The sequence below is a fragment of the Ammoniphilus sp. CFH 90114 genome, from assembly GCF_004123195.1.
Lineage (GTDB): Bacteria > Bacillota > Bacilli > Aneurinibacillales > RAOX-1 > YIM-78166.
In genome coordinates this window covers 543003-567050 of the sequence record NZ_SDLI01000001.1, presented here as the reverse complement: position 1 = coordinate 567050, position 24048 = coordinate 543003, and the positions used below count along the sequence as shown (strand labels likewise).

Genomic DNA, 24048 nt, shown 5'->3' with positions numbered 1-24048 from the left:
GACTCAAATAGAAGTGTTCTAAAAATCAATTTGCATCTTACAGTAGTTATAAAAAAGAGTAAAGGTGAATATACCTTTTTATTTTACTGATAGAAAGTGAACATTGTCAAGAAATTACTAACTAATTATCATGAGGTGAGCTAGGATGAGCTACACTTGGGACCCTCACTAACACATAAACTTATTCTAGAAAGTCCTCTCCAACAGTATGAACTACCTCTAAAATCAAATCCAATGGAAAACCCTTCCTTTGTAAAAATGGAACTATTCTTTTTTTCATTTCATAGAGATTGGGAAATTTCTTTTGACTACATTTCTTATAAATCCAGTTCTCAATCATTTCTCTTTCTTCTTGACCAGTGAGTTGGTCTTCAAGCGCTTGATCAGCCAAATGATCATCTATACCACGTTGAATCAATTCCATCCGGAGTAGGCTTCTTCCCCGTGGCTTTAGCCTCTTTCTTTCCTCCACCCATTGAAGAGCATAGGATTGATCATCTAGATATTTTTTATCTTGTAAATAACTTATGATACCATCAATATCCTCACGCAGAAAACCTTTTCTCTGTAAATGCTCACTTACCTCTGTCGCGGTGCGCGGGCGGTAGCTCAAAAAGCGGAGCGCATATTGCATGGCTCGGTTTCGTTCTTCTGCAATCAGTACTTCCTTAATCTCTTCTGGATTAATCTCCCTACCTTTCATTAGCCGATACTTGACTAGAATGTCCTCATGTACCGCAAATGAAAATTCATGATTGATGTAAATGTTATAGCGAGATCTGTTCCTCTTTTGCTGTTCTATAGACGTTATTATTGTTGAATCATTTCCGTGCATTTGCTGCTCATACATTGATATCCCTACTTTATCATTATATCGGCCAAAAAAGAGGAACATTTCCGTTTAACAGCGCCTCAGGCCTTATATTTATATACTCACTACAATAAAACTATTGTTATGTTATACGTAAAAAAGCAGTCCGTTCCTCCTCCGAAGAAAACGATCAGACTGCTTCTTGCGACTTCTCTTTATTCAAAATCCAGCTCTAATTCATCAAGCGCATCCTCTTCTTTATCGTTCTGAGGTTGAATTACCGGATTATCCAGGCTATAATGCTCTCTTATTTGTTTTTCAATCTCAGCTGCAATCCCTGGATTATCCTTCAAAAACTGTTTAGAGTTCTCACGGCCCTGTCCTAAACGATCACCATTAAAGGAATACCAAGCACCGCTCTTATTGACGATATCCACATCTGCAGCAATATCTAATAAGCTTCCTTCATGCGAGATCCCTTCTCCGTACATAATATCGACCTCACAAACCTTAAAAGGAGGCGCAACTTTATTCTTTACCACTTTGATCTTTGTGCGATTACCCACCATATCATTGCCTTGTTTAATGGTATCTGCACGTCGAACATCTAAGCGTACACTAGAATAGAACTTCAAGGCTCTTCCACCTGGAGTGGTCTCAGGGTTACCAAACATCACGCCAACCTTCTCACGAAGCTGGTTAATAAAGATAGCAATAGCTTTAGACTTATTGATTGCCCCTGCTAACTTTCTTAATGCTTGAGACATTAATCTAGCTTGTAAACCGACATGGGAATCTCCCATTTCTCCTTCAATTTCTGCCTTCGGTACTAAAGCTGCAACGGAGTCTATTACGAGAATGTCAACAGCACCACTTCGCACTAACGCCTCAGCAATCTCTAACGCCTGTTCACCGGTATCTGGTTGAGATAATAATAATTCATCAATATTAACCCCTAGCTTCTGAGCGTAGACAGGGTCTAAAGCATGTTCCGCATCAATAAATGCAGCCTGTCCTCCGTTCTTCTGCACTGAAGCAATTGCGTGCAATGCTACGGTTGTTTTACCGGATGATTCTGGACCATATATTTCGATGATTCTTCCACGTGGGTAACCACCTATTCCAAGACTAATATCTAAAGCGATGGATCCGCTAGGTACGGTAGAAACTGTTGTTGAAGCAGCCATCTCCCCTAGCTTCATGATCGAACCTTTTCCGAATTGTTTCTCTATTTGGCGTAACGCCATATCTAAGGCAGCTTTTCTATCAGACAAAAAAGCTCTCCCCTTCCCTCAATTAGAGTAACGATAAAAAGCTACCTGCATAGCCCTATATCCTTCATATCTATGATACCTAAAATCACGGCACTTGCCAATAGTTTTTTACAAACAGATGTTCCCTTTTGGTGAAATGCGTTCTTTTAAACTGTTAATTAAAAATTACATGATTTTCAATGTTAAACAACCAAGATGCTGTCCATAAAAAAAGACTCCCCTACTAAGGAGAGCCTCTCTTAAGCCAGCAGGCATCTATGCTTTCGCGCCTCTTGGTTTTGCAGGTTCTACATTCACCCTCGCACCCTTAATCCTGGATTGACGAAGGGCCTCGTAAACGAATGGTGCTACTTCTTCAGTCACTTCAAAGAAGGTAAATTTTTCAAAGATATCGATACGTCCAATAGACTTAGAGGAAATCCCAACCATTTCTGACACTTCTTTGACTAAATCGTGCGGTTTAATGTCTACATTTCTTCCTACGTTCATAAAGAAGCGAACCATGCCTTTAGTGGCTCCAGTTTCTCCAAAGTTATACACTTCCTCTTCTTCACCTACTTGAAGCGAGGAGGAAAAGGCCGTGTAGAGAGCTGCAGAGGCAATTCTTTCCAGAGGAAACTTCTGTGAAAGTTCTTCTACGATACTGTTAAATAGGGATAAGTCCACATCTTGTGACAATAAAGAAACCATTTGATCTCTCCATTGTCCTTGTTGGCGCTCAGCAACCTCCTCTAAAGTAGGCACGTTGCGCGGCTGTATTAAAGATTTGGTTACTTTTTCAATCGTAATTAATTGCTTCATCTCTCTAGGAGTAACCAAAGTTAGCGCAATTCCCTTACGCCCTGCTCGACCGGTTCTTCCAATACGATGGACGTAGCTCTCTGGATCCTGAGGGATATCGTAATTGATAACATGAGTTACATTTCCTACGTCAATCCCTCTAGCAGCGACATCTGTAGCGACAAGCAATTCAATGGTTGAATCACGGAAAGCTTTCATCACGCGATCTCGTTGGGCTTGACTAAGATCCCCGTGTAGTCCATCCGCCATATAGCCCCTTTCTTGAAGGGCGTCAGTTAGTTCGTCTACACCGCGTTTAGTACGGCAGAAGACAATTCCTAACCCTATATCCTCACTGTCTAATATGCGACATAGACTTTCCATTTTATTGCGTTCTAGAACCTTATAATAGACTTGATCAATAAGAGGAGCGGTAACTTCTTTTCGATTGATGGCAACCGTTTCTGGGTCAGTCATATATCGTCTAGACAGATCTTTTATTTCATGTGGCATTGTTGCTGAAAATAATAAAGTCTGTCTAGTATTAGGCGTATGCCCAAGAATTTCTTTAATATCATCGATAAAGCCCATATCCAACATTTCGTCCGCCTCATCGAGTACAACCATACTTACTTCGTCTAGACGAAGGGTTTTTCTTCTCAAGTGATCTAATATTCTTCCAGGAGTCCCTATAACGACTTGAACACCTTGTTTTAATGTACGGATCTGATGACCAATGGATTGCCCACCATAAATAGGAAGTGTACGAGTACGCTTATACTTAGAGATTTTTCGAAGTTCACCCGAAACTTGAATGGCTAATTCACGGGTTGGAGTGAGTACAAGGGCCTGAACTTTAAGTTCGTTGGTCATTTTTTCGATGAGTGGTATTCCAAAAGCTGCCGTTTTTCCTGTTCCTGTTTGAGCTTGGCCTAACAGGTCTTTACCTTGAAGAATGAGAGGAATAGCTGAAGCTTGAATGGGAGATGGCTCCTCAAAGCCCATATCATGAATGGCTCTATGTACATTGCGATGTAGATCAAAATCTGAAAAAGTAATCATATTTTACCACCTTGTATTCAATTAATTTCGTTTCGTTCTTTTAACTGCTGGATGAGTAAGAAAAGACTATTTTTAGCAGCTCGAATTTGGATTCCTTCTCTTGTTCCAGAAAGTCGAAGCTCTAACGTTTCCTCACCGAATGCTGAGGAAATACCGATATAAACCAGTCCAACCGGCTTTTCTTCCGTTTGTCCAGGACCAGCTACTCCAGTAATCGATAAACCAATATCTGCATTCAACTTCAGTCTGACCTGCAAAGCCATCTTTTCAGCAACAGAAGCACTAACCGCTCCATCTTGATTAATTAAGCCTGAGGGGATATCTAACAACAACTCTTTAGCTTCAGCTGAGTAGCTCACAACTCCACCAACGAAAACTTCTGAAGAGCCTGGTATACTTGTAATCAAACGGCTAACCAGTCCACCAGTGCAGCTCTCTGCTAGAGCTAGCGTCAGCTTTTTTTCTTTTAACAGGTCAAAAGCAACACTCTCTAAAGTATCTTGGTTATATCCGTAGACATATTGCCCTACGCGACTATAGATTATCGACTCTAATTGGTGAATCATGTCATTAGCTATCTCAACCGTCTTCGTCTTAGCAGTTAACCGGATGGTCACTTCCCCTTCACTTGCTAACGGAGCAATTGTCGGATTAGTTTGATTATCAATAAGATCTAGTAAGGTTTCTTCAAGTGCCGACTCTCCAATTCCAAAAAAACGCAACACCTTAGAGTGAACAATCTGCTCATCTGGGAACAGCGTTTGTAGATAAGGTATACCATAAGAATCAAACATTGGATTTAATTCACGCGGCGGACCAGGCAATAAGATATAATGGAGCCCTTGCGCCTCTATGGCCATTCCTGGGGCCATCCCATGGTCATTGGGTAAGACTGTACAGCCATCGATAACCATCGCTTGTTTGCGATTATTCTCAGTCATAACAATACCGCGTCGAATAAAGAATTCTTCGATTCGCTGCATGGCTGTTTGGTCCAATACTAATGTTTTATGAATGCACTTAGCAATGGTCTCCTTAGTTAAATCATCCTTCGTTGGACCTAAGCCACCTGTAAAGATAATGATCTGGGAACGGCTCTGAGCCGCCTCTACGACTCTTCTAAGCCGATCTGTATTATCTCCGACTACCGAATGATAAAGGACATCCACTCCAAGCTCGGCCAGCTTCTTAGATATGTATTGTGCGTTTGTATTGGCGATCTGACCTAGTAGAAGCTCCGTACCGACCGCGATAATCTCCGCTCTCATTTCCCCTCACCCCTTTTTGTCTAACTAAAATCTATAACATGCTTATTTTTAACAAAGTAATCTACTCCTGAGAAGAGAGTAATAATAATGGCGGCCCAGACAGCAATGGTTGAGAAGGGAATACCTATATAGGAAAACGGGAAGTTATTGATCATGAGGGAACAGACGGCAACGATTTGCACTACCGTTTTCAACTTGCCCCAATTGCTCGCTGCAATGACTTGCCCTTCTGCTACAGCCACTAACCTGAGACCCGTTACAGCAAACTCTCGGCTGATAATAAGAATGGCCACCCATGCATCTAAACGTTGCATCTCCACTAACGATATGAGTACCGCAGAGATCAACAGTTTATCTGCCAATGGGTCAAGAAACTTACCAAGATTGGTAACCAGTTTCTTTTTTCGTGCAATGTAGCCATCCAGACCATCTGTGCTAGCAGCAATGATGAAAATCAATGTAGCGATAATTTCACTGTATGTAATTTTAAATGCTCCAATTGTAAAAACACCAAAATCAAAGCGTACCAGTAGGAAAAGCATCACTACTGGTACTAAAAAAATACGTGCCAAGGTTATCTTATTAGGTAGATTCAACCTAGACTTACCTCCCCCGACAAGTCATAATCGTAAGAATGCGTAATCTTTACCTTTGCTATTTGACCTAATGGACCCTTATACCCCGTCACGAATACTTCGCCGTCGATCTCTAGTGCATCAAATTGAGTTCGCCCAATGTAGATATCGTTTTTCCCATCATACTTCTCAATAAGAACATCTAAAACTTGACCTACGAATTGACCATTCCGGTCATTAGCAATTTCACGTTGAATCTCCATTAAAGTATTCGCACGGCGTTCCTTAGTTTCCTCATCAATCTGATCTCCAAGGCGATTAGCCGCGGTCCCCTCTTCCTGGGAATAAGTGAAGACTCCTAGACGGTCAAACTTCATCTCTTTCACAAATTCGCATAGACGTTCGAATTCTTCTTCCGTTTCACCAGGAAAACCAACAATAATTGAAGTTCGAATCGCCACTTGTCCAATTCTATCTCTCATTTTTCTTACTAGCTCACGAGTATCTCGTTGTCGACCTGGGCGACGCATTCTCTTTAAGATAGCGTCTTCGCTGTGCTGCAATGGCATGTCAATGTAGTTACAAATCTTCGGATTGTTTGCAATTACCTCTATGAGCTCATCCGTAAAGTACCCCGGATATGCATAATGAATTCTCACCCATTCAATACCATCCACCTTACTCACTTCCGTAAGTAACTGAGGAAGACGGTGATCGCCGTATAAATCCATACCATAGTTAGTCAAGTCCTGAGCAATTAAGCTGATCTCCTTAATGCCTTGTCGAGCTAAATCCTCGGCTTCACGAACAACGGACTCAATCGTACGTGAACGGAATTTCCCACGGAGTTGCGGGATAATACAGAAGGTACAAGTATTATCACATCCCTCAGCGATCTTTACATACGCTGTGTAGGTTCCTGCTTCGACCTTACGCCTAGCTACATCCTCATAGGAAAATGCAGGATTACCCACAAATACGGGTCTTTCCCCAATGAGAGACTTTTCAATAATATCCGTAATTTTATCGAAGTCGCCTGTACCTACAATACCATCGATCTCCGGCATCTCATCTAATAGCACTTCCTTGTAACGCTGCGTGAGACATCCTGCTACGATCAATGATTTTACGTTGCCTTTTTCCTTCAGGTCAGCCATATCGAGAATCGTATTAACCGACTCTTCCTTAGCTGCATCAATGAAACTGCAAGTATTTACAATGACAACCGTAGCCTCTTCCGGAGTCTTAACCAGTTCATAGCCCCGTTTATCTATTAATTCAGACATAATGTCGGAATCTACAAGGTTCTTCTCACACCCCAAGGTTACAATCGCCACTTTTTCCTTGGTGTTCGTTTTTATAGTCATTCGTTTTGCCTCACTTTTCTACTTTAAACTTCTATGATCGACTCGCATATCTTATCCAATGATGAGCTTTTTTTGCCTCCTACAGTATAATATATGGATAGATCACTGTCAAAAAAGATACCCTTGCTCAGGAGAAGATTACCTCCTATTAGCAAGGGTTATGGCTTTAGGGTTATGGCTATGATCTGTGATGAACGTTTCATTTGACTTGTGTCTAATGCTAGGCCATTTACTGTTATCTTAACATCAGGTGCACTTCCTAAGCGTATCCACGCTTCTTGCGCACCTGTAAGGGTCCATTCCTTTTGCATTCCCGGAGTCATAGTCAGTTCATCCACTTTTTCCCCGTTTTGTCCATTTTTCAATACCCGTAACCAGCAACTACCCGTGGCTTGAATAGCGATGGAAAAATCTTTAGCTCCTGTAAGTTCATATCGATAGATATTATTTTGTTGTTGAACAAAGGACAAAGCTGCAGAAGGTGCCGGTGGTTCCGCTGCTGCATGAGGAGCGGTTGGCGTTGGCTCTGCACTTGGAGGAGTGGGACTCTGTCCGTCAGGAGTCGCAGGCGTATCCGCCCCCTGTTCTACTTCTGGAGGCATCATAGGTGCATTCGGAGAAACTTGATCCCCACCCGCATCCGGCGTTTTATCTAATTCTGAGACAGCTATGTAGATAACGAAAAGTATAAGCACAGCAAACAAATAAAGCAACACTCGAGACAGCCATCTTCCGCCTTGAATAGGAGCTTTTGGCTGCCTGCCTCGTCTTAGTGGAACTATGTGTTCTTCCACTGTAGGTGTAGGAAGTTCTGCTTTTACTTGACCTAATACGACTTCGGGGTCTAAACCAACAGCCTCCGCATAACTCTTAACAAATGCTCGAGCATAGAAATGACCTGGTAAAGCATCAAGATTTCCTTCCTCAATGGCTTCTAAGTAGCGCTTTTGAATTTTCGTTGTTTTTTGTATATCTTCAAGGGTGTAATCCTTTTTTATTCTTGCTTCTTTTAGCATTTCACCCAATTCATTCACTGTTTCACCTCCCTATAATTCATGACCTTGCCTAATCCTTAAGCTAAATCAAATCCTGTAAAGCTCGATTCAACTAGATCATACGTAATTTCCTCATCCGGATGACTTCTTAACTCAATGATGTAATCAAAATCGTCAAGAGTGTACTCTGTTTCACGCACAAAAATATCCGGATGCTCAATGACCTTTGGTGCCGGAAAACGCATAACTTCCCTCATTAACGAATGGTGCTTTTCCGTTGAACGCATGGTTGAAACAATACCATCAATAAAAAATACGCTCTCAGCTACCATTTCATCATTAGCTAATTGGTTACGTACAGTTTGCCTTAATAGGGTTGAGGAAATAAAAATCCATCTCTTATTCGCGGATACACTCGCAGCCACCATGGATTCCGTTTTCCCGACACGCGGCATACCTCGCACCCCAATTAACTGATGTCCTTCTTTCTTAAAGACTTCAGCCATGAAATCCACCAGTAATCCAATTTCATCTCTGGAAAATCGAAAGGTCTTCTTATCCTTCATATCCCTCTCGATATAGCGACCATGACGCACGGCAAGGGTGTCCATTATGGTTGGAGGTCGAAGAGCCGTAATGGTAATGTTTTCTACCTTTCTTAATATATTTCCCAGTAACTCAATTTTTTTATCATCATCAGTCTGAAGTAACATCCCTCTACGGCGAACTTCAACGCCGTTTATGGTAATAATATTTATCGTAAGCATACCCAGGATCGAAGCAATGTCTCCGAGTAACCCTGGTCTGTTCTTATGAATTTCATATTCTAAATACCAATCTTGAGTTTCCATATTATAATCCCCCTAAATCCCATCGATCATGTGGCCAAGCGGAAAGATAATCTTTCTGGCAAGTATACCATATTTTATTAGATACATAACTCATTTTATTTGTTTTCTCCATAGGATTTCAACCTTATGTATAGAAAATGTTCTATAGCTTGTCACAATCAAAGCTTCTACTAAAAAATAAAAAGAAATAACCCCCATATGGGGGTATATAAAATAAAAGTAGAGCTAAGGTTTACCACTAGCGGACACAAACGCCCCTCCCTGAATGGACGTACGCAGGTGGTAAAACCTGCTCACAATTAATATGGGAAGTTTTCGTCCTCTTTATGCTTATTTTCTTAAGTATACCATCCTCCGTTAGGACTAATGACTTGACCGGTGATATACTGTGCCTCCGGTTGCATTAAATACCATACCAATGAAGCAATTTCTTCAGGCTTGCCCAATCGTCCCATGGGAATCTCCTCAGCAATCATGCTCAACTCTTCCTCAGCAAATTGACGACTAAGTAATTTCCCTTCAATTGCTCCAGGGACAACTGCATTGACCGTCACCTGACTTGGTGCTAATTCCTTAGCTAATGCCTTAGTGAACGCAAGAAGAGCCCCTTTCGTTGTAGAGTAGAGTACCTCGCATGATGCTCCTGTCACTCCCCAAATGGAAGATATATTAATTATTCTGCCCGATTGCTTGTTAACCATAGAAGGTGCGAGCTTCTGGGCGAGAATAAACGGGGCTCGGATGTTCGTTTGATACAACAACTCAATATCCCCTAACTGCGTCTCCGTGAATAAACCATAATGAGTTATACCGGCATTATTAATTAGAACATCAGGCATTCTTGAAATCTGGGAAACCAAACCCTCTATTTCTTCAATACGGGACAGATCTGCTTTAAGTTGGATAACCAGAGCACCGGATTGCTCACAGACCTGCTTTACCTTTTTTATTTCCTCCTCCCCGCTGCGATAATGTAAATATAGATGGTAACCCTTTTGAGCAAGCAACTTAGCAATAGCTGATCCGATTCCTCCACTCGCTCCAGTCACTAACGCCCATTTCTCCTCGTTCATTTCCAAAAATCCTCCTAAAGAAAAAAGGAGGATCAAATCATCTCCTCCCCTTTTCTCTCTTTAGTCCCTTTTTAGCGGCTTTATGATAGAAACACTCAACTGTTCTTTTTGAATATGGTCCCTTAGTCTGTTGTTTACATCTGCTAGTGTAATTTGCTCGAGAGTTGGAACGATATGAAATAAATCTGATCCATTAAATTTATATTTTGTAAAGGAATTAGCCACAAACTCAATCGAGTTTAAGGAACGTAAGAATGATCCGATTTTTTTCTTTCGATTTAACTCGAACTCATCAGTCTCAATTCCTTTTTCCTTCGCTGCTTCTAATCCTTCCGTAATCATTTTGACTAATTTCTCAGGGTCCGGTGTATCACCACCCATAACAGAGAAACCATACTTACTCTCTCCACTATAATCCGTGCCAAATGTATCATTAATTAGTCCTTCTTCGTACAGGCTCTGATATAAATTTGAGCTCTGCCCTAGAAGAATATCTAATACAAGTTGTGTTGTCAATTCACGCTTTAGTAGGTCATCCCCGACTAATCCTACCTCTTTTTCTTTATAGCCAAACATCACTTTAGGCATCGCAACGGTCATTTCTTTTATTGTTTGAGGAACATCTACGTGAGTAGGCTCATCTTCGAAGAACCTTTCAATTTCCTCTTGAGCTTGGTAATTCTTTTTGGCTTGGTTTTCTCTAACTAAGTTCAAGATCTCCTTAGGCTCTACTGCTCCCACAATAAACAATAACATGTTGCTAGGATGATAAAATGTTTCGTAACAGGTATACAACATATCTTTTGTTATTTCCGTGATGGAAGGAATGGTTCCAGCTATATCAATCTGAACAGGATGATGGTGGTACATATTTTGAATTAATCCAAAATAAACCCTCCAATCAGCATTATCATCGTACATTTTAATTTCTTGGCCTATAATCCCTTTTTCCTTCTCCACATTTTCTTCAGTAAAGTACGGACTTTGTACGAAATCCAGTAGTGTTGTCAAATTTTCTTTGACGTTCCCAGTAGAAGAAAACAGATAAGCGGTGCGATCAAAGCTTGTAAAGGCATTAGCCGATGCCCCATAGGTGGCAAACTTATTGAACACATCTCCGCCTTCTTCTTCTTCGAACATCTTATGCTCTAGAAAATGAGCTATACCATCTGGAACCTTCACTTGATCTTTCCCAGGAACCTTAAAATGATTATCAACGGAACCATACTTTGTCGTAAAAGTCGCGTAGGTTTTACTAAAACCATGCTTAGGTAGGATATAAACATCGAGACCATTATCGAGTTTTTCGTAATAGAGGGTTTCTTTTAGCTGATCATATGTGATTTCCTTCATGTTAATTCCCCCCCTTGTCTCTTAAAAAGTAAATGGTGTCAATTTCTACTTTATTAGCGATATTTACAATATCTTGCACACTCACTTTTTCTATTTTCTCAAGCATCTCTTCAAGCGATTTTTCTGTTCCTGCTAAACGAGTGTTATAAGTAAAATCAATAATGGTTCTAGCGTTATCCTTGGTTTCTAGCAACTGATTTCTAAGGGTCGCTTTCGTCTGGGATAGCTCCTGATCACTAATCTCTCCCTTTTTCATCATTTGAAGCTGTTCCTTCATAATCTCGACTGCCTGGTTATATTTATCTATCTCTATACCCGACATCATCATAAGAATTCCCTTTTGACTCTCTAGACGGGAGACCGCATAATACGCTAAGCTTTCCTTTTCTCTTACATTAACGAACAACTTGGAATGAGGGAATCCTCCTAGGATTCCGTTATACATTAACAACGCTTCATAGTCCGCATCGGCTAAGGTCGTCTGCGTGCGACATCCTATATTTAATTTTCCCTGCCCCACTTCCATCTGTTCTACTATGGTGTGTTCCTCGACCTCCCTTTTTTGAACGGGATTAAAGACGAGTTTCTTCACTTCATTTCGCTCTATCTTGAAATATTTTCTAACTTCCTCCTTGACTTCTGCTGTCCGAACGTCCCCAACAACATAAATATCTATAGGATTCTGGGATAGTAGCTGTTGATAGTATGTATACAGATCGACCGGATCGATCTTGTCTAATTCTTCTAGCTTCCCATAAGACAACAATCGGTAAGGCTCATTCTTACACATTTCCTCTGTAACTCGTTGATTAGCGTATTTGATCTTGTCATCAACAAGACCTGTAATCTTATTTTTCAACAGCTCGGCTTCCGATTTAACAAAGCTTGGGTGAAAACCTCCGTTTTGCACTAAAGGCTGAGTTATTACTTCACCCAGGAATTCGATCCCACGACTCAATAAGGGAGATGGATCAGAGAGGAATTTTTCATTTGCCATCTCAAGTTGGATCTGGATGATCTGTTTCTCTCCTTTTTTTATAACATCGGTATGAAACACGGCTCCAAATAAGCTATCTAAATATTGTCGAAGCTGTCTAGTCGTTGGATATTTAGTACTCCCTCGCTTTAGGACATAAGGCACCAATGCCGTCTTCGTCACGGTATTTTCATGTAAATCTTGCTCCACCTGAATGACAATTGTAGTTGTTTTAAATTTATCCGTGGATAACACATGTAGGTTCATGTCATGAACTGAAACGCTGTCAAACAAGAGTTGACCCAATATGATCCCTCTCCTTTTTTGAGTGTATTATTTCCATTATACTCCACTTCCCTTCATAGTTTAACCTAAATTAAGGGGTTATCAAACAAAATGGAGTTTCGCGATTAGGCAAAACTCCATGATTCGTTCTCTTCTAGATTCAATTCCGCAAACTTGGCTTCGTCCAACTCATTAAAACGTCCACAATCCGGGTGCATACATAGCATCCCTTGCAAGTTCATATCCTTAAACTTTACACCGCTATGATTTCCGCAATAGGGGCAAGACCACATATCTCCACATCCTCGAACTCATTTGACCTATGTGCTTCCACTTACATCATTAGTTTTGGAAGATATGTGTTTTTTATTCAGAAACCACAAGGCTATGAAATATTAGATTCGTTCTTTTTAACTAGAACTTCTCGTGGCTTACTTCCCTCGAATGGTCCGACGATCTTATTCGCCTCCATCATATCAACTAGTCGAGCAGCTCGTGTATAGCCTATACGAAATCTACGCTGTAGTAAAGAAGCAGAAGCGGTTTGGGCTTCAATTACAAGTTTTACCGCTTCATCATACAAGTCATCTTCGGGTACTGCTTCGGTCACTTGTTCAGGTTCTGCCGGAATCATCTCTGCATGGTATTTAGCACTTTGCTGATTTTTCACGTATTCAACGACTGCTTCTACTTCCTCATCGGAAACGAAAGCCCCTTGAACCCGGGTTGGCTTCGAAGCTCCCATGGGGAGATAGAGCATGTCCCCACGACCGAGCAACTTCTCTGCTCCGCCCATATCAAGAATCGTTCTTGAATCCGTCATAGAGGAAACTCCGAAGGCAATCCGTGATGGAATGTTCGCCTTAATCACTCCAGTAATTACATCAACAGACGGTCGTTGTGTAGCAATAATCAAGTGAATCCCAGCTGCTCTTGCCATCTGGGCCAATCGGCATATCGCATCCTCAACATCGCCGGCAGCAACCATCATAAGATCTGCTAACTCATCCACAATGACTACAATAAAGGGTAAAGGTTTCCCTGTACCGGATTGAACTACCGCTTGGTTATATAGATCGATATTTCTTGTTCCACTTTTGGCGAATAGCTCATACCTTTTTTCCATTTCCACAACTACTTTTTTCAAGGCCATGGAAGCTCTTCTTGCATCTGTTACAACGGGAGCCAACAAATGAGGAATCCCATTGTACATATTTAGCTCCACCATTTTCGGGTCTATCATCATAAGCTTCACTTCATGAGGTTTTGCTTTAAAGAGTACACTTGTAATAATTCCATTAATACAAACACTTTTTCCGCTACCGGTAGCCCCGGCTACAAGTAAATGCGGCATCTTTGCAAGGTTTGCAATAATCGGTTCGCCCGATATATCACGGCCTAATCCTACGTTGAGTTTACCTTCTGAGTCCTGATAAGTCCCACTCTCTAGAACCTCTCTGAGACTAACTACAGCGACTTCCGAATTCGGTACTTCGATCCCAATGGCCGATTTCCCAGGTATCGGAGCCTCTATTCGGATATCTTTTGCTGCTAATGCTAGAGCAATGTCATCGGCTAAATTGACAATTTTACTAACCTTTACTCCTACAGCAGGCTGAACTTCATACCGTGTGACTGTCGGACCTCTGTGAATCTGCATGACTCTTGCATTCACACCAAAGCTTTCAAGTGTTTGTTCTAATTTTCGTGCATTGGACTGCATATCTCGATATTCTTTTCCTTGTTGCTTAGCAAGTTTAGGTCTCGCTAACAAAGATAAGCTTGGGATCTCATAATGAGGAGCTGGTTCCTCTACTATCACCCCATTGCTCTCCTCCATCTGTATAAATTCCATATCCTTTAAATCTAATTCCACCTCTGCAGGCTTCTCCTTGGTGCCCCCGGTTCGTGAAGACGGTTCCTTGGAAGAAAGGGGCTCCAAGCCAAGATCTAGTTCCTCTTGCTTATAAGCTGTTTCTATAAAATCGTGTATAACTGGTGGATCAAAACTCCCTTGTTGTGGTTCCATGGCCGGTTTACGAAAATCAAAATCAACAGAGGAGAAATCTCCTTTAGGCTCGGGCTTCCCTTTCGTCACCTCATTCTTTGAATCTTCCTTTTCAGCTCGTTCAAGCATTAAATGAACGGCCTCTTTCCCTTTGTTTGCAACAGACTTGCCTGCAACAGATACCAAGTCTCGTCCTCTTGTAAACAAGGCAACATAGGATATTTGAAAAAGAAGCATGAGACCTATAAGAAACGAAAAGAAGGCAATAATCATCGTTCCGGTACGAGCAAATAGGTAATAATTGATAGCAAGTCCAACTGCCCCAATCATTCCTCCGCCAATATCCGTAGTTGAAACCATTCCTGATTCCAGCTGTGCTTTTTCTTGTAGGATAGCATCCCATGAAATCTTCACAATACTTTGATCTGTAAATTTACCCTGAGCTGATAACTGATCAAAGAAGAGAATATGATCAAAGAGCAAAACCGAGAAAAATATGATAAATAACCCAACCCAACGGGGAGTATACAGAATTGGCCATTGCCTTCGAACCATAATATGCGCTGCACAGAAGATCCCAATCAAGGGAATGATAAAATCCCAAGTACCCGTAAGGAAACGAACGATCCAAGAAAAAGTTTCCCCAACCCAACCATACTTTGAAAGAGTGATAAGAAATACGGCTAAAAGAACTAGTCCATATAACTCGAACACCAACGTACTCTTTAATGAGAATCTGGGTGAATTCTGTTTTTTACTTTTTTTGTTTTTGCTAGATGCCATTGATAATCCACCTCTCACCCGAAAAAAGGCAGCCACAGAGGGGGCTGCCCATGATTTTCTATATTATACCATAATAAGCAGTTGGATAATAGTTCCTCATCTTAAGAATGGCTAATCTCCGGTCGAAAATGTATGGTCTGACCGGGCATGTATTTAGGATTTAAATAATCCTGTGGATTCGGACTCATTAATCTTACAATTTTAACTTCGGTGGAATGAGGTACTGGTTCAACGAGCATTTTCACTCCCTCAATCTCCGCTTCTTGATACTGATATTCCGTAGAATCCAAATTCTTCATTATCATTTCCATAGGCATTACGGAATATATGATCATGTTCATCCCACCCAACAGGTTAGATTTTAATTTACTGTAACATTGGATTTTGCGATTTTTGTTGTTGGATTAATTCATTAAGTTTTTTCATTGCCTGGGCAATCCCACCCACTTCATTAATTAACCCGACTTCAACTGCAGTAGTTCCAACCACATTGGTTCCGACGTCTCTTGTTAGCTCTCCAACTTTTAGCATAAGCTCACGGAACTTTTCTTCTTCAATCTTCGAATGTTCCACGACAAATCTGACCACACGATCCTGCATTTTCTCTAAGTATTCAAAGGATTCTACTACATTAATAACAAGCCCTGTTAAGCGTACGGGGTGAACAATCATCGTAGCAGATGGGGCAATAAAAGAATAATCTGCTGATACAGCAATAGGCACCCCAATACTATGACCTCCCCCTAGCACCAAGGAGACCGTCGGCTTGGAAAGAGAGCTAATCATTTCGGCAATGGCCAAGCCTGCTTCCACGTCACCTCCAACTGTGTTAAGGACAAGGAGCAATCCTTCAATTTTAGGATTTTGCTCAATTGCAACTAATTGAGGGATAATATGTTCATATTTTGTTGTCTTATTCTGAGGAGGTAATTGCATATGTCCTTCAATTTGGCCAATAATGGTCAAACAATGAATATTACTCTCAGGACTTGTAGCTACCGCCGTTTGCCCTAACTGTTGGATGGTTTCTAAGATCCCCTTCTTTTTTTGATCCTCATTTGGCTGTGCTGGGGCTTCCGTTCGATTGGGCTGCTGACCAGGATCTGAATTAGGTGGTTGGCCAGGCTGGTTCACAAACATTGGATTTCGTACAGGAGTTTGCATCGGATTATTGTTATAAGGTCTAAATTGGTTCCAATCATAAGACATGTCTTTTCCCTCCATAATTAACGGAACTTGGAGCTTCCCCCATTATTATGGACTGAATCTTATAGAACATGTACAAAGCCCTTCATGAAAATTAAAATGAAAAGCCCAAGTCCTGTACAATAAAGGTTGTACGGGCTTGGGCCTTCGCTCTAGCTAAGATCTAAGCTTCCATTATAATGGGTAAAATCATAGGCCTTCTCTTTGTTTTCTCATAAAGAAAACGTCCCAGACCATCTCTTACACTATTCTTTAAAGTAGACCATTCATTCACCTTTTCTTCCATACATTTCTTTAAAATCTGACTAACTAACTGATTCGCTTCATCAAGTAGTTCCTCAGATTCACGAACATAAACAAAGCCACGCGATATAATATCCGGACCTGAAAGGATAGCTCCGGTTTGTTTACAAAGGGTTACAACAACAACGAGGATACCATCCTGTGATAGGAGTTTTCTATCGCGCAACACGATATTTCCTACATCTCCTACACCTAAACCATCTATAAGGACCTGACCTGAATGGACCTTAGAACCTAAGCGTGCCGTTCCCTCGGATACCTCAACTGTGTCCCCATTATCTAGTAGGAAAACATTCTCCGGGGGTATTCCAACCTCATGGGCGAGCTTCGCGTGTGCACGCATCATTCGAAACTCTCCGTGAATAGGAATAAAATATTTCGGCTTAAAGAGATTAAGCATCAATTTCAGCTCTTCTTGGCTCCCATGACCAGATACATGGACATCTGACCCATAATAGACATCTGCCCCAATTCGATAGAGCTGATCTACAATCCGCCCTACATGTCGCTCATTACCAGGTATAGGCGTCGCAGCAATAATTACAGTATCTCCAGGTAGAATATCTACCTTCCGGTGTGAAGACCGTGCCATACGAGTTAAAGCAGACATCGGCTCCCCTTGACTACCGGTGGAAAGAATAGCAAGTTGGTCTGCTGTAAAACGATGGATCTCATCAATCTCGATAATAATGCCCTCAGGAACGTGCAAATAATCAAGATCGATGGCAATTTGCATGACATTCTGCATACTTCTACCTATAACAGCAACCTTACGACCATAATGAGCGGCAGCATCAATAACCTGCTGGATACGATGAATATTGGAAGCAAATGTTGCAACAACAACCCGTCCCTTCGCTTGGCGAAAAACACGATCAATAGCTTGTCCAACACGTCGTTCCGATCCCGTAAAACCAGGTTTATCTGAGTTAGTACTATCCGAAAGTAAAACGGCTACTCCCTCTTGACCAATTCTACTCATAGCAACTAAGTCTGCCATTTGATTGTCTACTGGGGTTTGGTCGAACTTGAAATCCCCTGTATGTACTACCTTCCCTTCTGGTGTATCTACACAAACCCCTAGGGAATCTGGAATACTATGCGTAGTCCTAAAGAAGCTTACCTTTAATTTGCCAACTCCAACGATGCTTTGATCGTCTACTATATTCAAGGAAGCATCTCTCAATAAGCCGGCTTCTTTTAACTTAACTTGTATTAGACCAAGTGTAAGCTTACTTCCATAGACAGGAACATTCAAATGTCTCAATACGTAGGAAAGTCCACCAATATGATCTTCATGACCATGAGTAAGAAATATCCCTTTCACTTTATCCCGATTCTCTTGCAAATACGTAATGTCTGGAATAACCATATCAATCCCAAGCATATCTTCATCAGGGAACTTCAATCCTGCATCAATGACAACGAGCTCATCATCATACTGTACAACATACATATTCTTGCCTATCTCGCCAACGCCGCCCAACGCAAAGATAGACAATATCTTGTTGCCTTGTTTCACCAACTGTATACCTCCTAGCCTTGACTCCTATATTCAGTTTTAGCGTATGAAGATTTCCATATAAGTACACCTCATATTGAGGATGCTAGCCTTCATAGGTACAATAACACCGGACGAGTCATTTGAACCTATTATACATGAATGATCAAATGAAGGATAGATATTCCGAATGCATTCAAAACCGTGTCAGCCCTTGAACAGATGGATAGTAAGCTTAATTTAACCATCTCATGAATGGATTATAACGAAGACAAAAAGAGCAGCCACAGAGGGCTGCTTATTCAAATAAGTTATCTATAAACTTTGCTTCATGCTCATTTGCAGGGACAAGTGGAAGTCTTACAGACCCGACTTCGATTCCCTTCTTATTTAAGGCATACTTTACCGGAACAGGATTAGATGTGATAAATAACCCTTCAAAAACCGGTAAGTATTTCCGATGAAGGGATGCAGCTGTCTGTACATCTCCCTTAACATAGGTCTCAATCAAACTCTTCATTTGCTGACCAATCACGTGGCTTGCCACGCTCACTACACCATGGCCTCCAACACTTAAGGTAGGGAGAGTAAGCTTGTCGTCACCTGTATACACTTTAAAGCCAACAGGCGCTTTATCTACGAGAACTGCTACCGGAGTGAGATCACCACTAGCCTCTTTAACAGAAGTTATGTTAGAAATTTGAGCAAGACGGAGAATTGTTTCTACCTGCATATTAATAGCAGAGCGGCCTGGAATGTTATAGAGCATAACCGGCAAGGTTGTTGATTCCGCAATAGCCTTGAAATGTTGGTATAATCCTTCTTGAGAAGGCTTGTTATAATACGGAACCACTAGCATAATTCCGTCTACACCCGCTTCTTCCGCTTTACGAGTTAATTCAATAGAAGCCTGGGTACTATTGCTTCCCGTCCCGGCAATTACTTTTGCTTTTCCTTTGGCTTGCTGAGCAACATGTTTAAACAAAGCTACTTTTTCTTCTTTACTCAGGGTAGGCGATTCCCCTGTGGTACCACCAACTACAATGGTATCCGTCCCGGTTTGGATAAGATGGTTAACTAATTGTGTTGTTTTCTCAAAGTCCACCTCAAGGTCTTCATTAAAAGGTGTGACCATTGCTGTCAATAAACGTCCGAAATCTGTCACGATGGGGCTCTCCCTTCAAGTCTAGTGTGCAAGTTTATGCAAATCGAATTTGCGATGAAGGGCCCGGACCGCTTTTATCATATCCTCTTCCTTCACCAATACCCATATGGTCGTATGGGAGTCTGCACATTGTAATATCTGAATATCTTCTTGATTTAAGGCTTCGGCTATTTTGGCCATTACGCCGGGAACTCCTGCCATACCAGCGCCAATAATGGAAACCTTGGCACAATGCGGAGTCGGTATTGGATCATTGCCCATTTCCTGAAGAATTCTTACTGCTTTCTCTGCAACTTCATCCCTCACAGTATAGGCTACTCCAATAGGGTTTACGTTTATGAAGTCAACGCTTATTCCATGTTCAGCCATTGCCTTAAATACACTTAACTGTAAATCGTACTGTCCGTCCCTTGCTAACACTTTTATCTGCGTAATATTGGAAATGTGAGCAATACCCGTAATGGTTCTTTCCACTGTTTGATCGGATCTCTTTTGAAGTTCGGAACGGTTAGCTACCAGAGTTCCTGCATCACTACTAAATGTAGAGCGAACACGAATTGGAATATTCCCTTGCATTGCCATCTCTACAGCTCTTGGGTGAATAACTTTTGCCCCCTGGTAAGCCATGTTCGCTATTTCCGTATAAGTCACTGCATTTAATTGTTGAGCGTCCTCTACAATGCGAGGATCGGCTGTCATAACCCCGCTCACATCTGTAAATATATCCACGCATTCTGCCCTTAAAGCAACTCCTAAGGCTGTGGCTGTCGTATCGCTCCCACCTCTCCCTAGAGTCGTGACCTCCCAATCTTCTGTTCTTCCTTGAAATCCTGTCACGATGACAACACGATGGTTCGATAATTCTTTTTTAATTCTCGTTCCATCCATTTTTTGAATCTGGGCATTACCAAACTCATTGTCTGTAATAATCCCTGCTTGCCCACCGGTTAAAACAGTTGCAGATATGTCTCTGCTATTAAGCATACTAGCTAGAGTTGTGGCGGAGATTACTTCTCCACAATGAAGAAGTAAGTCCCAATCCCTCTTCTGCAAGGTAGAACCGTTCGAACGAATCAATTCGATCAGGGTATCCGTTGCGTAGGGTTGACCCTTACGTCCCATAGCTGAAACGACAACGCAAACTGAATACCCTTCATCCAATGCTAAACAAATATGATTAATAGCTTCTTCCCTATCTTCAGGTGAAGATAGGGAAGAACCTCCGAATTTCTGAACTAATATTTTCATTCTTCACATTGCTCCCTTGTAGATCATTGCTTAATTGAGACCTAACCAAAGGGACATCCATTATGTTAATTTTCAAATTTAGCTGCCATTTGTTCTGCAATTTGGACTGCGTTCCATGCAGCCCCCTTGAGTAGGTTGTCACTTACAATCCACATATGAAGACCACGAGGCTCAGATACGTCTTTTCTTAAACGTCCTACGAATACTTCAAGTTTCCCAGTTGAATCAGTAGCTAACGGGTATGCCTGTTCAGCAGGGTCGTCGATTAGCGTGACTCCAGGAGCATGAGCTAATAATTCCTTGATCTCATCTAAGTTGAAATCCTCTTTGGTTTCAACATAAACAGATTCGGAATGTCCGTTTAAGACAGGAACACGAACGCAAGTTGCAGCAACCTTTACGTTTTCATCACCAAAGATCTTTTTTGTTTCATTAATCATTTTCATTTCTTCTAGAGTAAAGCCATTTTCTTGGAAGACATCAATTTGAGGGATAACGTTAAAAGCCATTTGATGTTTCTTTGGCAAGGAGCCAACAGGTAAGATTTCTCCATTAGCCTCTTTTCCTTCCAACACCGCTTGAGTCTGGCTTACAAGATCCCCGATTGCACGATTACCAGCACCTGATACCGCTTGGTAGGTGGAAACAATAATGCGGTCAATACCATACTTTTCTTTAATCGGCTGAAGAGCTGCCACCATCTGGATCGTAGAGCAATTAGGGTTAGCTATGATTCCTTGATGTTCGAACGCTTTTTCCATATTTACTTCTGGCACAACAAGCGGAACTTCTGGAGTCATTCTGAACGCATTCGTATTATCAATAACTACAGCCCCGCGTTGTACAGCCTCTTGTGCTAAGGCTTTACTTACGCTTCCTCCAGCGCTGAACAAGGCAAAATCAATTCCTTCAAAGCTTTCTGGAGTAGCTTCTTCTACGATTATTTCCTGTCCCTTAAAGGTTAAAGTTGCTCCTGCAGATCTTGCAGAGGAGAGACACTTCAACTGACTAATTGGGAAATTACGTTCTTCCAACAAACGTAAAATCTGTGTACCTACTGCTCCCGTTGCTCCGACTACTGCTACATTAAAAGTTTTTGCATTTGCCATTGTATTCTCTCCCTTATCCTATGGTTATTGTATATACTAGTGCATATATTTAAATTTTTCAACAATCACTGGCTGCAGCTGCTTGCCCTCAAGAGCCATCTCACAAGTTTCCTTAATTAATTCCATCCTTGCCACTAATGATTTTGGCTTTTTCTCAGGAGCGTCTTGCCCAAATGGAACAAAATAGATATCCTTCGCAGCCATTAATTTAGCAATGTTTGCCATGTTTAGTCCTAGACCATCGTTTGTAGAAATAGCTAATACCACCGGTCTATGGTTACGCATGGTTGCCTTGGCAGCCATTAGTACAGGGCTGTCTGTTAAAGCATTAGCAAATTTACTTGTTGATCCGCCTGTCATCGGTGCAATAACCATGACATCTAGAGGTCTTTTCGGCCCTAGCGGCTCAGCATCCACAATTGTTGAAATAATTTTGTTGCCGGTGATATCTTCTAACTGCTTTTTCCAGTCCACGGCATTCCCAAAATACGTATCCGTCGTTGCCACCGTATGTGTAATGATGGGAATTACATTCGCTCCCTCATCAACTAATCGCTTAATTTGAGGCATTATCTCCTCTAAGGTACAATGAGAGCCCGTTACTCCAAAACCAATTGTTTTTCCTGCTAATTTCATGATGATCCCTCCCGATCTGCCATTTGTTCAGAAACCAGCCTAGACAGAGTCTTAGCAATAATCTGGCCTGCTGTCTTCGGCGCAACAATTCCAGGCAAACCAGGTGCTAACAAGGCCTTAATTCCTCTTTTTTCAGCATATCGAAAGTCTACTCCACCAGGCTTAGAAGCGAGATCTATGATAAGGGTATGGTGGGGCATACGAGCAATAATTTGCGGAGTGACTACCATTTTGGGGATCGTATTATAGACAATATCCACATCGTCTACCTGTTCCGCAAGATCATCTAACTCAAACGGAGATAAGCCCATTTCGTAAATTCTTGCTAGATGTTCAGGCTTCCTCGCGCCCACTCGGACATGGGCCCCTAAAGCGTGCAGAGCCCTTGCCATTGATATTCCTACCCTTCCAAGGCCCAATACAATGCAGGTAGACCCATGGATCGTGATGTCTGTATTCTGAATCGCCATCATTAACGCTCCCTCTACAGTAGGGATGGAGTTATATATGGCTACATCGTCCCGATCAAGAATCTCAACGAGTTGCAATTGATAAGCTTGGCTATGGTCTCTAAGGAATGGCTTAGCCATACCTGTATAAATGACCATATTTTTATTCATGACCTCGAAGTGTTTGTCAGTTAATTGAACCGGCTTTGAACAGAAGATGCTCTCTACCACCCCTTCGTCATCTGTACCTACGATAGGAAGAATTAAAGCATCCGTTTCCTGCAGTACGTCCAAGGAAAGTTCCTTTTTCGTGGCTCCAATAAAATTACTTTCTAGATTATCAAATCCAATGAGGGTTACCGATGCGTCCAGCTCGATAAACTTCTTAATTACTTCAAGTTGGCGAGCATCTCCTCCGATGAAGGTAGCGTGAATCCCTGTGAGCATAAAGCTGATAACCCCTTTCAAACAGTTTACTACAATAAAGTTGACATTAAAAGTATAAACGAATTGATTTTTTCAAAGCCGTTTGCCGGAATTCGTTGCGTTCTACCCTCATCGTATGTGAGCGCCCACGGAAGCGTTACACCCATTCAGCTACTATCCTTATATAGAATTACTTTAACAATTTATTTAATATTTCGCCCTTCCTCTTTCTCTCAGTTCAACAATAATCATATCTGGTCCAATCTTACGAATGGCATTCCACGGGATGACACAATCATTTTTCTTTTTTCCCCACCCTAAGAAAGAGGTACCAGGAAGGATAATAGAATCGATTTGTCCAGATTCAGTATGAATGACTAAATCGGAATGTCCAAGCATTCCCATTCGCTCTCCGTTGTCGAGATCAATGATTTCTTTCCCACTAAATTCGCTATATCTCATCCTTTTCCCATTCCTTTCATCTTAGAATTCATGATCCCTGCAGTGGAAGGATATGCTCTTAGCAAAAAAAAAAGTACTTCTG

The 24048-nt window shown here is 41.5% G+C and carries 22 protein-coding genes; all 22 read right to left on the bottom strand.

Features of this window, described 5'->3' with window-relative positions:
- Positions 1–181 precede the first annotated feature (181 nt).
- The 22 genes from EIZ39_RS02960 to EIZ39_RS02860 all read right to left on the bottom strand — a co-directional run bounded on the left by EIZ39_RS02960 (position 182) and on the right by EIZ39_RS02860 (position 23966).
- Positions 182–850 carry a RecX family transcriptional regulator gene (locus EIZ39_RS02960; protein ID WP_164984860.1) on the bottom strand — a complete coding sequence of 223 codons (669 nt, stop codon included), beginning with the start codon at positions 848–850 and terminating at the stop codon, positions 182–184.
- Positions 851–1026: 176 nt separating this feature from the next.
- Positions 1027–2085 (bottom strand): recombinase RecA, encoded by a 1059-nt coding sequence (gene recA / locus EIZ39_RS02955; RefSeq protein ID WP_129197257.1) that lies wholly within the window; start codon positions 2083–2085, stop codon positions 1027–1029.
- Between the two features lie 255 nt (positions 2086–2340).
- On the bottom strand, positions 2341–3927 hold the full coding sequence (locus EIZ39_RS02950; RefSeq protein ID WP_129197255.1) for a DEAD/DEAH box helicase: 1587 nt from the start codon (positions 3925–3927) through the stop codon (positions 2341–2343).
- A gap of 17 nt (positions 3928–3944) precedes the next feature.
- Positions 3945–5195, bottom strand: coding sequence for a competence/damage-inducible protein A (locus EIZ39_RS02945; protein WP_129197253.1), 1251 nt, complete (start codon positions 5193–5195; stop codon positions 3945–3947).
- Between the two features lie 20 nt (positions 5196–5215).
- Positions 5216–5791, bottom strand: a complete 576-nt coding sequence (gene pgsA, locus EIZ39_RS02940) for a CDP-diacylglycerol--glycerol-3-phosphate 3-phosphatidyltransferase (protein WP_129197251.1) — start codon at positions 5789–5791, stop codon at positions 5216–5218.
- Positions 5788–7137 (bottom strand): 30S ribosomal protein S12 methylthiotransferase RimO, encoded by a 1350-nt coding sequence (gene rimO / locus EIZ39_RS02935; RefSeq protein WP_129197249.1) that lies wholly within the window; start codon positions 7135–7137, stop codon positions 5788–5790. Before rimO ends, pgsA begins: the two co-directional genes overlap by 4 nt.
- Before the next feature lie 158 nt (positions 7138–7295).
- On the bottom strand, positions 7296–8171 hold the full coding sequence (locus EIZ39_RS02930) for a helix-turn-helix domain-containing protein (RefSeq protein ID WP_129197247.1): 876 nt from the start codon (positions 8169–8171) through the stop codon (positions 7296–7298).
- A gap of 38 nt (positions 8172–8209) precedes the next feature.
- A complete protein-coding gene (locus tag EIZ39_RS02925; RefSeq protein WP_129197245.1) occupies positions 8210–8983 on the bottom strand; it encodes a DUF3388 domain-containing protein in 774 nt (257 codons plus the stop codon).
- A 338-nt stretch (positions 8984–9321) separates the two neighbouring features.
- Entirely contained in the window at positions 9322–10056 is a 735-nt protein-coding gene (gene ymfI, locus EIZ39_RS02920) for an elongation factor P 5-aminopentanone reductase (RefSeq protein WP_129197243.1), read from the bottom strand.
- Positions 10057–10116: 60 nt separating this feature from the next.
- The gene (yfmH, locus tag EIZ39_RS02915; RefSeq protein ID WP_129197241.1) at positions 10117–11409 is read right to left on the bottom strand and encodes an EF-P 5-aminopentanol modification-associated protein YfmH; all 1293 of its coding nucleotides are present in this window, start codon (positions 11407–11409) and stop codon (positions 10117–10119) included.
- Between the two features lies 1 nt (position 11410).
- Positions 11411–12691: an EF-P 5-aminopentanol modification-associated protein YfmF gene (gene yfmF / locus EIZ39_RS02910; RefSeq protein ID WP_368666301.1), complete on the bottom strand. Its 1281-nt coding sequence runs from the start codon at positions 12689–12691 to the stop codon at positions 11411–11413.
- Between the two features lie 104 nt (positions 12692–12795).
- Positions 12796–12963 (bottom strand): hypothetical protein, encoded by a 168-nt coding sequence (locus EIZ39_RS26340; protein WP_164984859.1) that lies wholly within the window; start codon positions 12961–12963, stop codon positions 12796–12798.
- Between the two features lie 92 nt (positions 12964–13055).
- Positions 13056–15461, bottom strand: coding sequence for an FtsK/SpoIIIE family DNA translocase (locus tag EIZ39_RS02905; RefSeq protein ID WP_129197239.1), 2406 nt, complete (start codon positions 15459–15461; stop codon positions 13056–13058).
- 101 nt (positions 15462–15562) lie between these two features.
- A complete protein-coding gene (locus tag EIZ39_RS02900) occupies positions 15563–15796 on the bottom strand; it encodes a YlzJ-like family protein (RefSeq protein ID WP_129197237.1) in 234 nt (77 codons plus the stop codon).
- Between the two features lie 31 nt (positions 15797–15827).
- Positions 15828–16670 carry a ClpP family protease gene (locus tag EIZ39_RS02895; protein WP_483296006.1) on the bottom strand — a complete coding sequence of 281 codons (843 nt, stop codon included), beginning with the start codon at positions 16668–16670 and terminating at the stop codon, positions 15828–15830.
- Between the two features lie 160 nt (positions 16671–16830).
- Entirely contained in the window at positions 16831–18426 is a 1596-nt protein-coding gene (locus tag EIZ39_RS02890) for a ribonuclease J (protein ID WP_483296012.1), read from the bottom strand.
- A gap of 343 nt (positions 18427–18769) precedes the next feature.
- The gene (gene dapA / locus EIZ39_RS02885) at positions 18770–19636 is read right to left on the bottom strand and encodes a 4-hydroxy-tetrahydrodipicolinate synthase (protein ID WP_129197233.1); all 867 of its coding nucleotides are present in this window, start codon (positions 19634–19636) and stop codon (positions 18770–18772) included.
- A gap of 21 nt (positions 19637–19657) precedes the next feature.
- Positions 19658–20884 carry an aspartate kinase gene (gene dapG, locus EIZ39_RS02880; RefSeq protein WP_129197231.1) on the bottom strand — a complete coding sequence of 409 codons (1227 nt, stop codon included), beginning with the start codon at positions 20882–20884 and terminating at the stop codon, positions 19658–19660.
- Between the two features lie 65 nt (positions 20885–20949).
- Entirely contained in the window at positions 20950–21993 is a 1044-nt protein-coding gene (locus tag EIZ39_RS02875; RefSeq protein ID WP_129197229.1) for an aspartate-semialdehyde dehydrogenase, read from the bottom strand.
- Between the two features lie 36 nt (positions 21994–22029).
- Positions 22030–22629 carry a dipicolinate synthase subunit B gene (locus EIZ39_RS02870; protein ID WP_129197227.1) on the bottom strand — a complete coding sequence of 200 codons (600 nt, stop codon included), beginning with the start codon at positions 22627–22629 and terminating at the stop codon, positions 22030–22032.
- On the bottom strand, positions 22626–23525 hold the full coding sequence (gene dpsA / locus EIZ39_RS02865; RefSeq protein ID WP_129197225.1) for a dipicolinate synthase subunit DpsA: 900 nt from the start codon (positions 23523–23525) through the stop codon (positions 22626–22628). Before dpsA ends, EIZ39_RS02870 begins: the two co-directional genes overlap by 4 nt.
- Before the next feature lie 186 nt (positions 23526–23711).
- Complete coding sequence (locus EIZ39_RS02860; protein WP_129197223.1) at positions 23712–23966, bottom strand: YlmC/YmxH family sporulation protein; 255 nt, start codon at positions 23964–23966, stop codon at positions 23712–23714.
- Between the last annotated feature and the right edge of the window lie 82 nt (positions 23967–24048).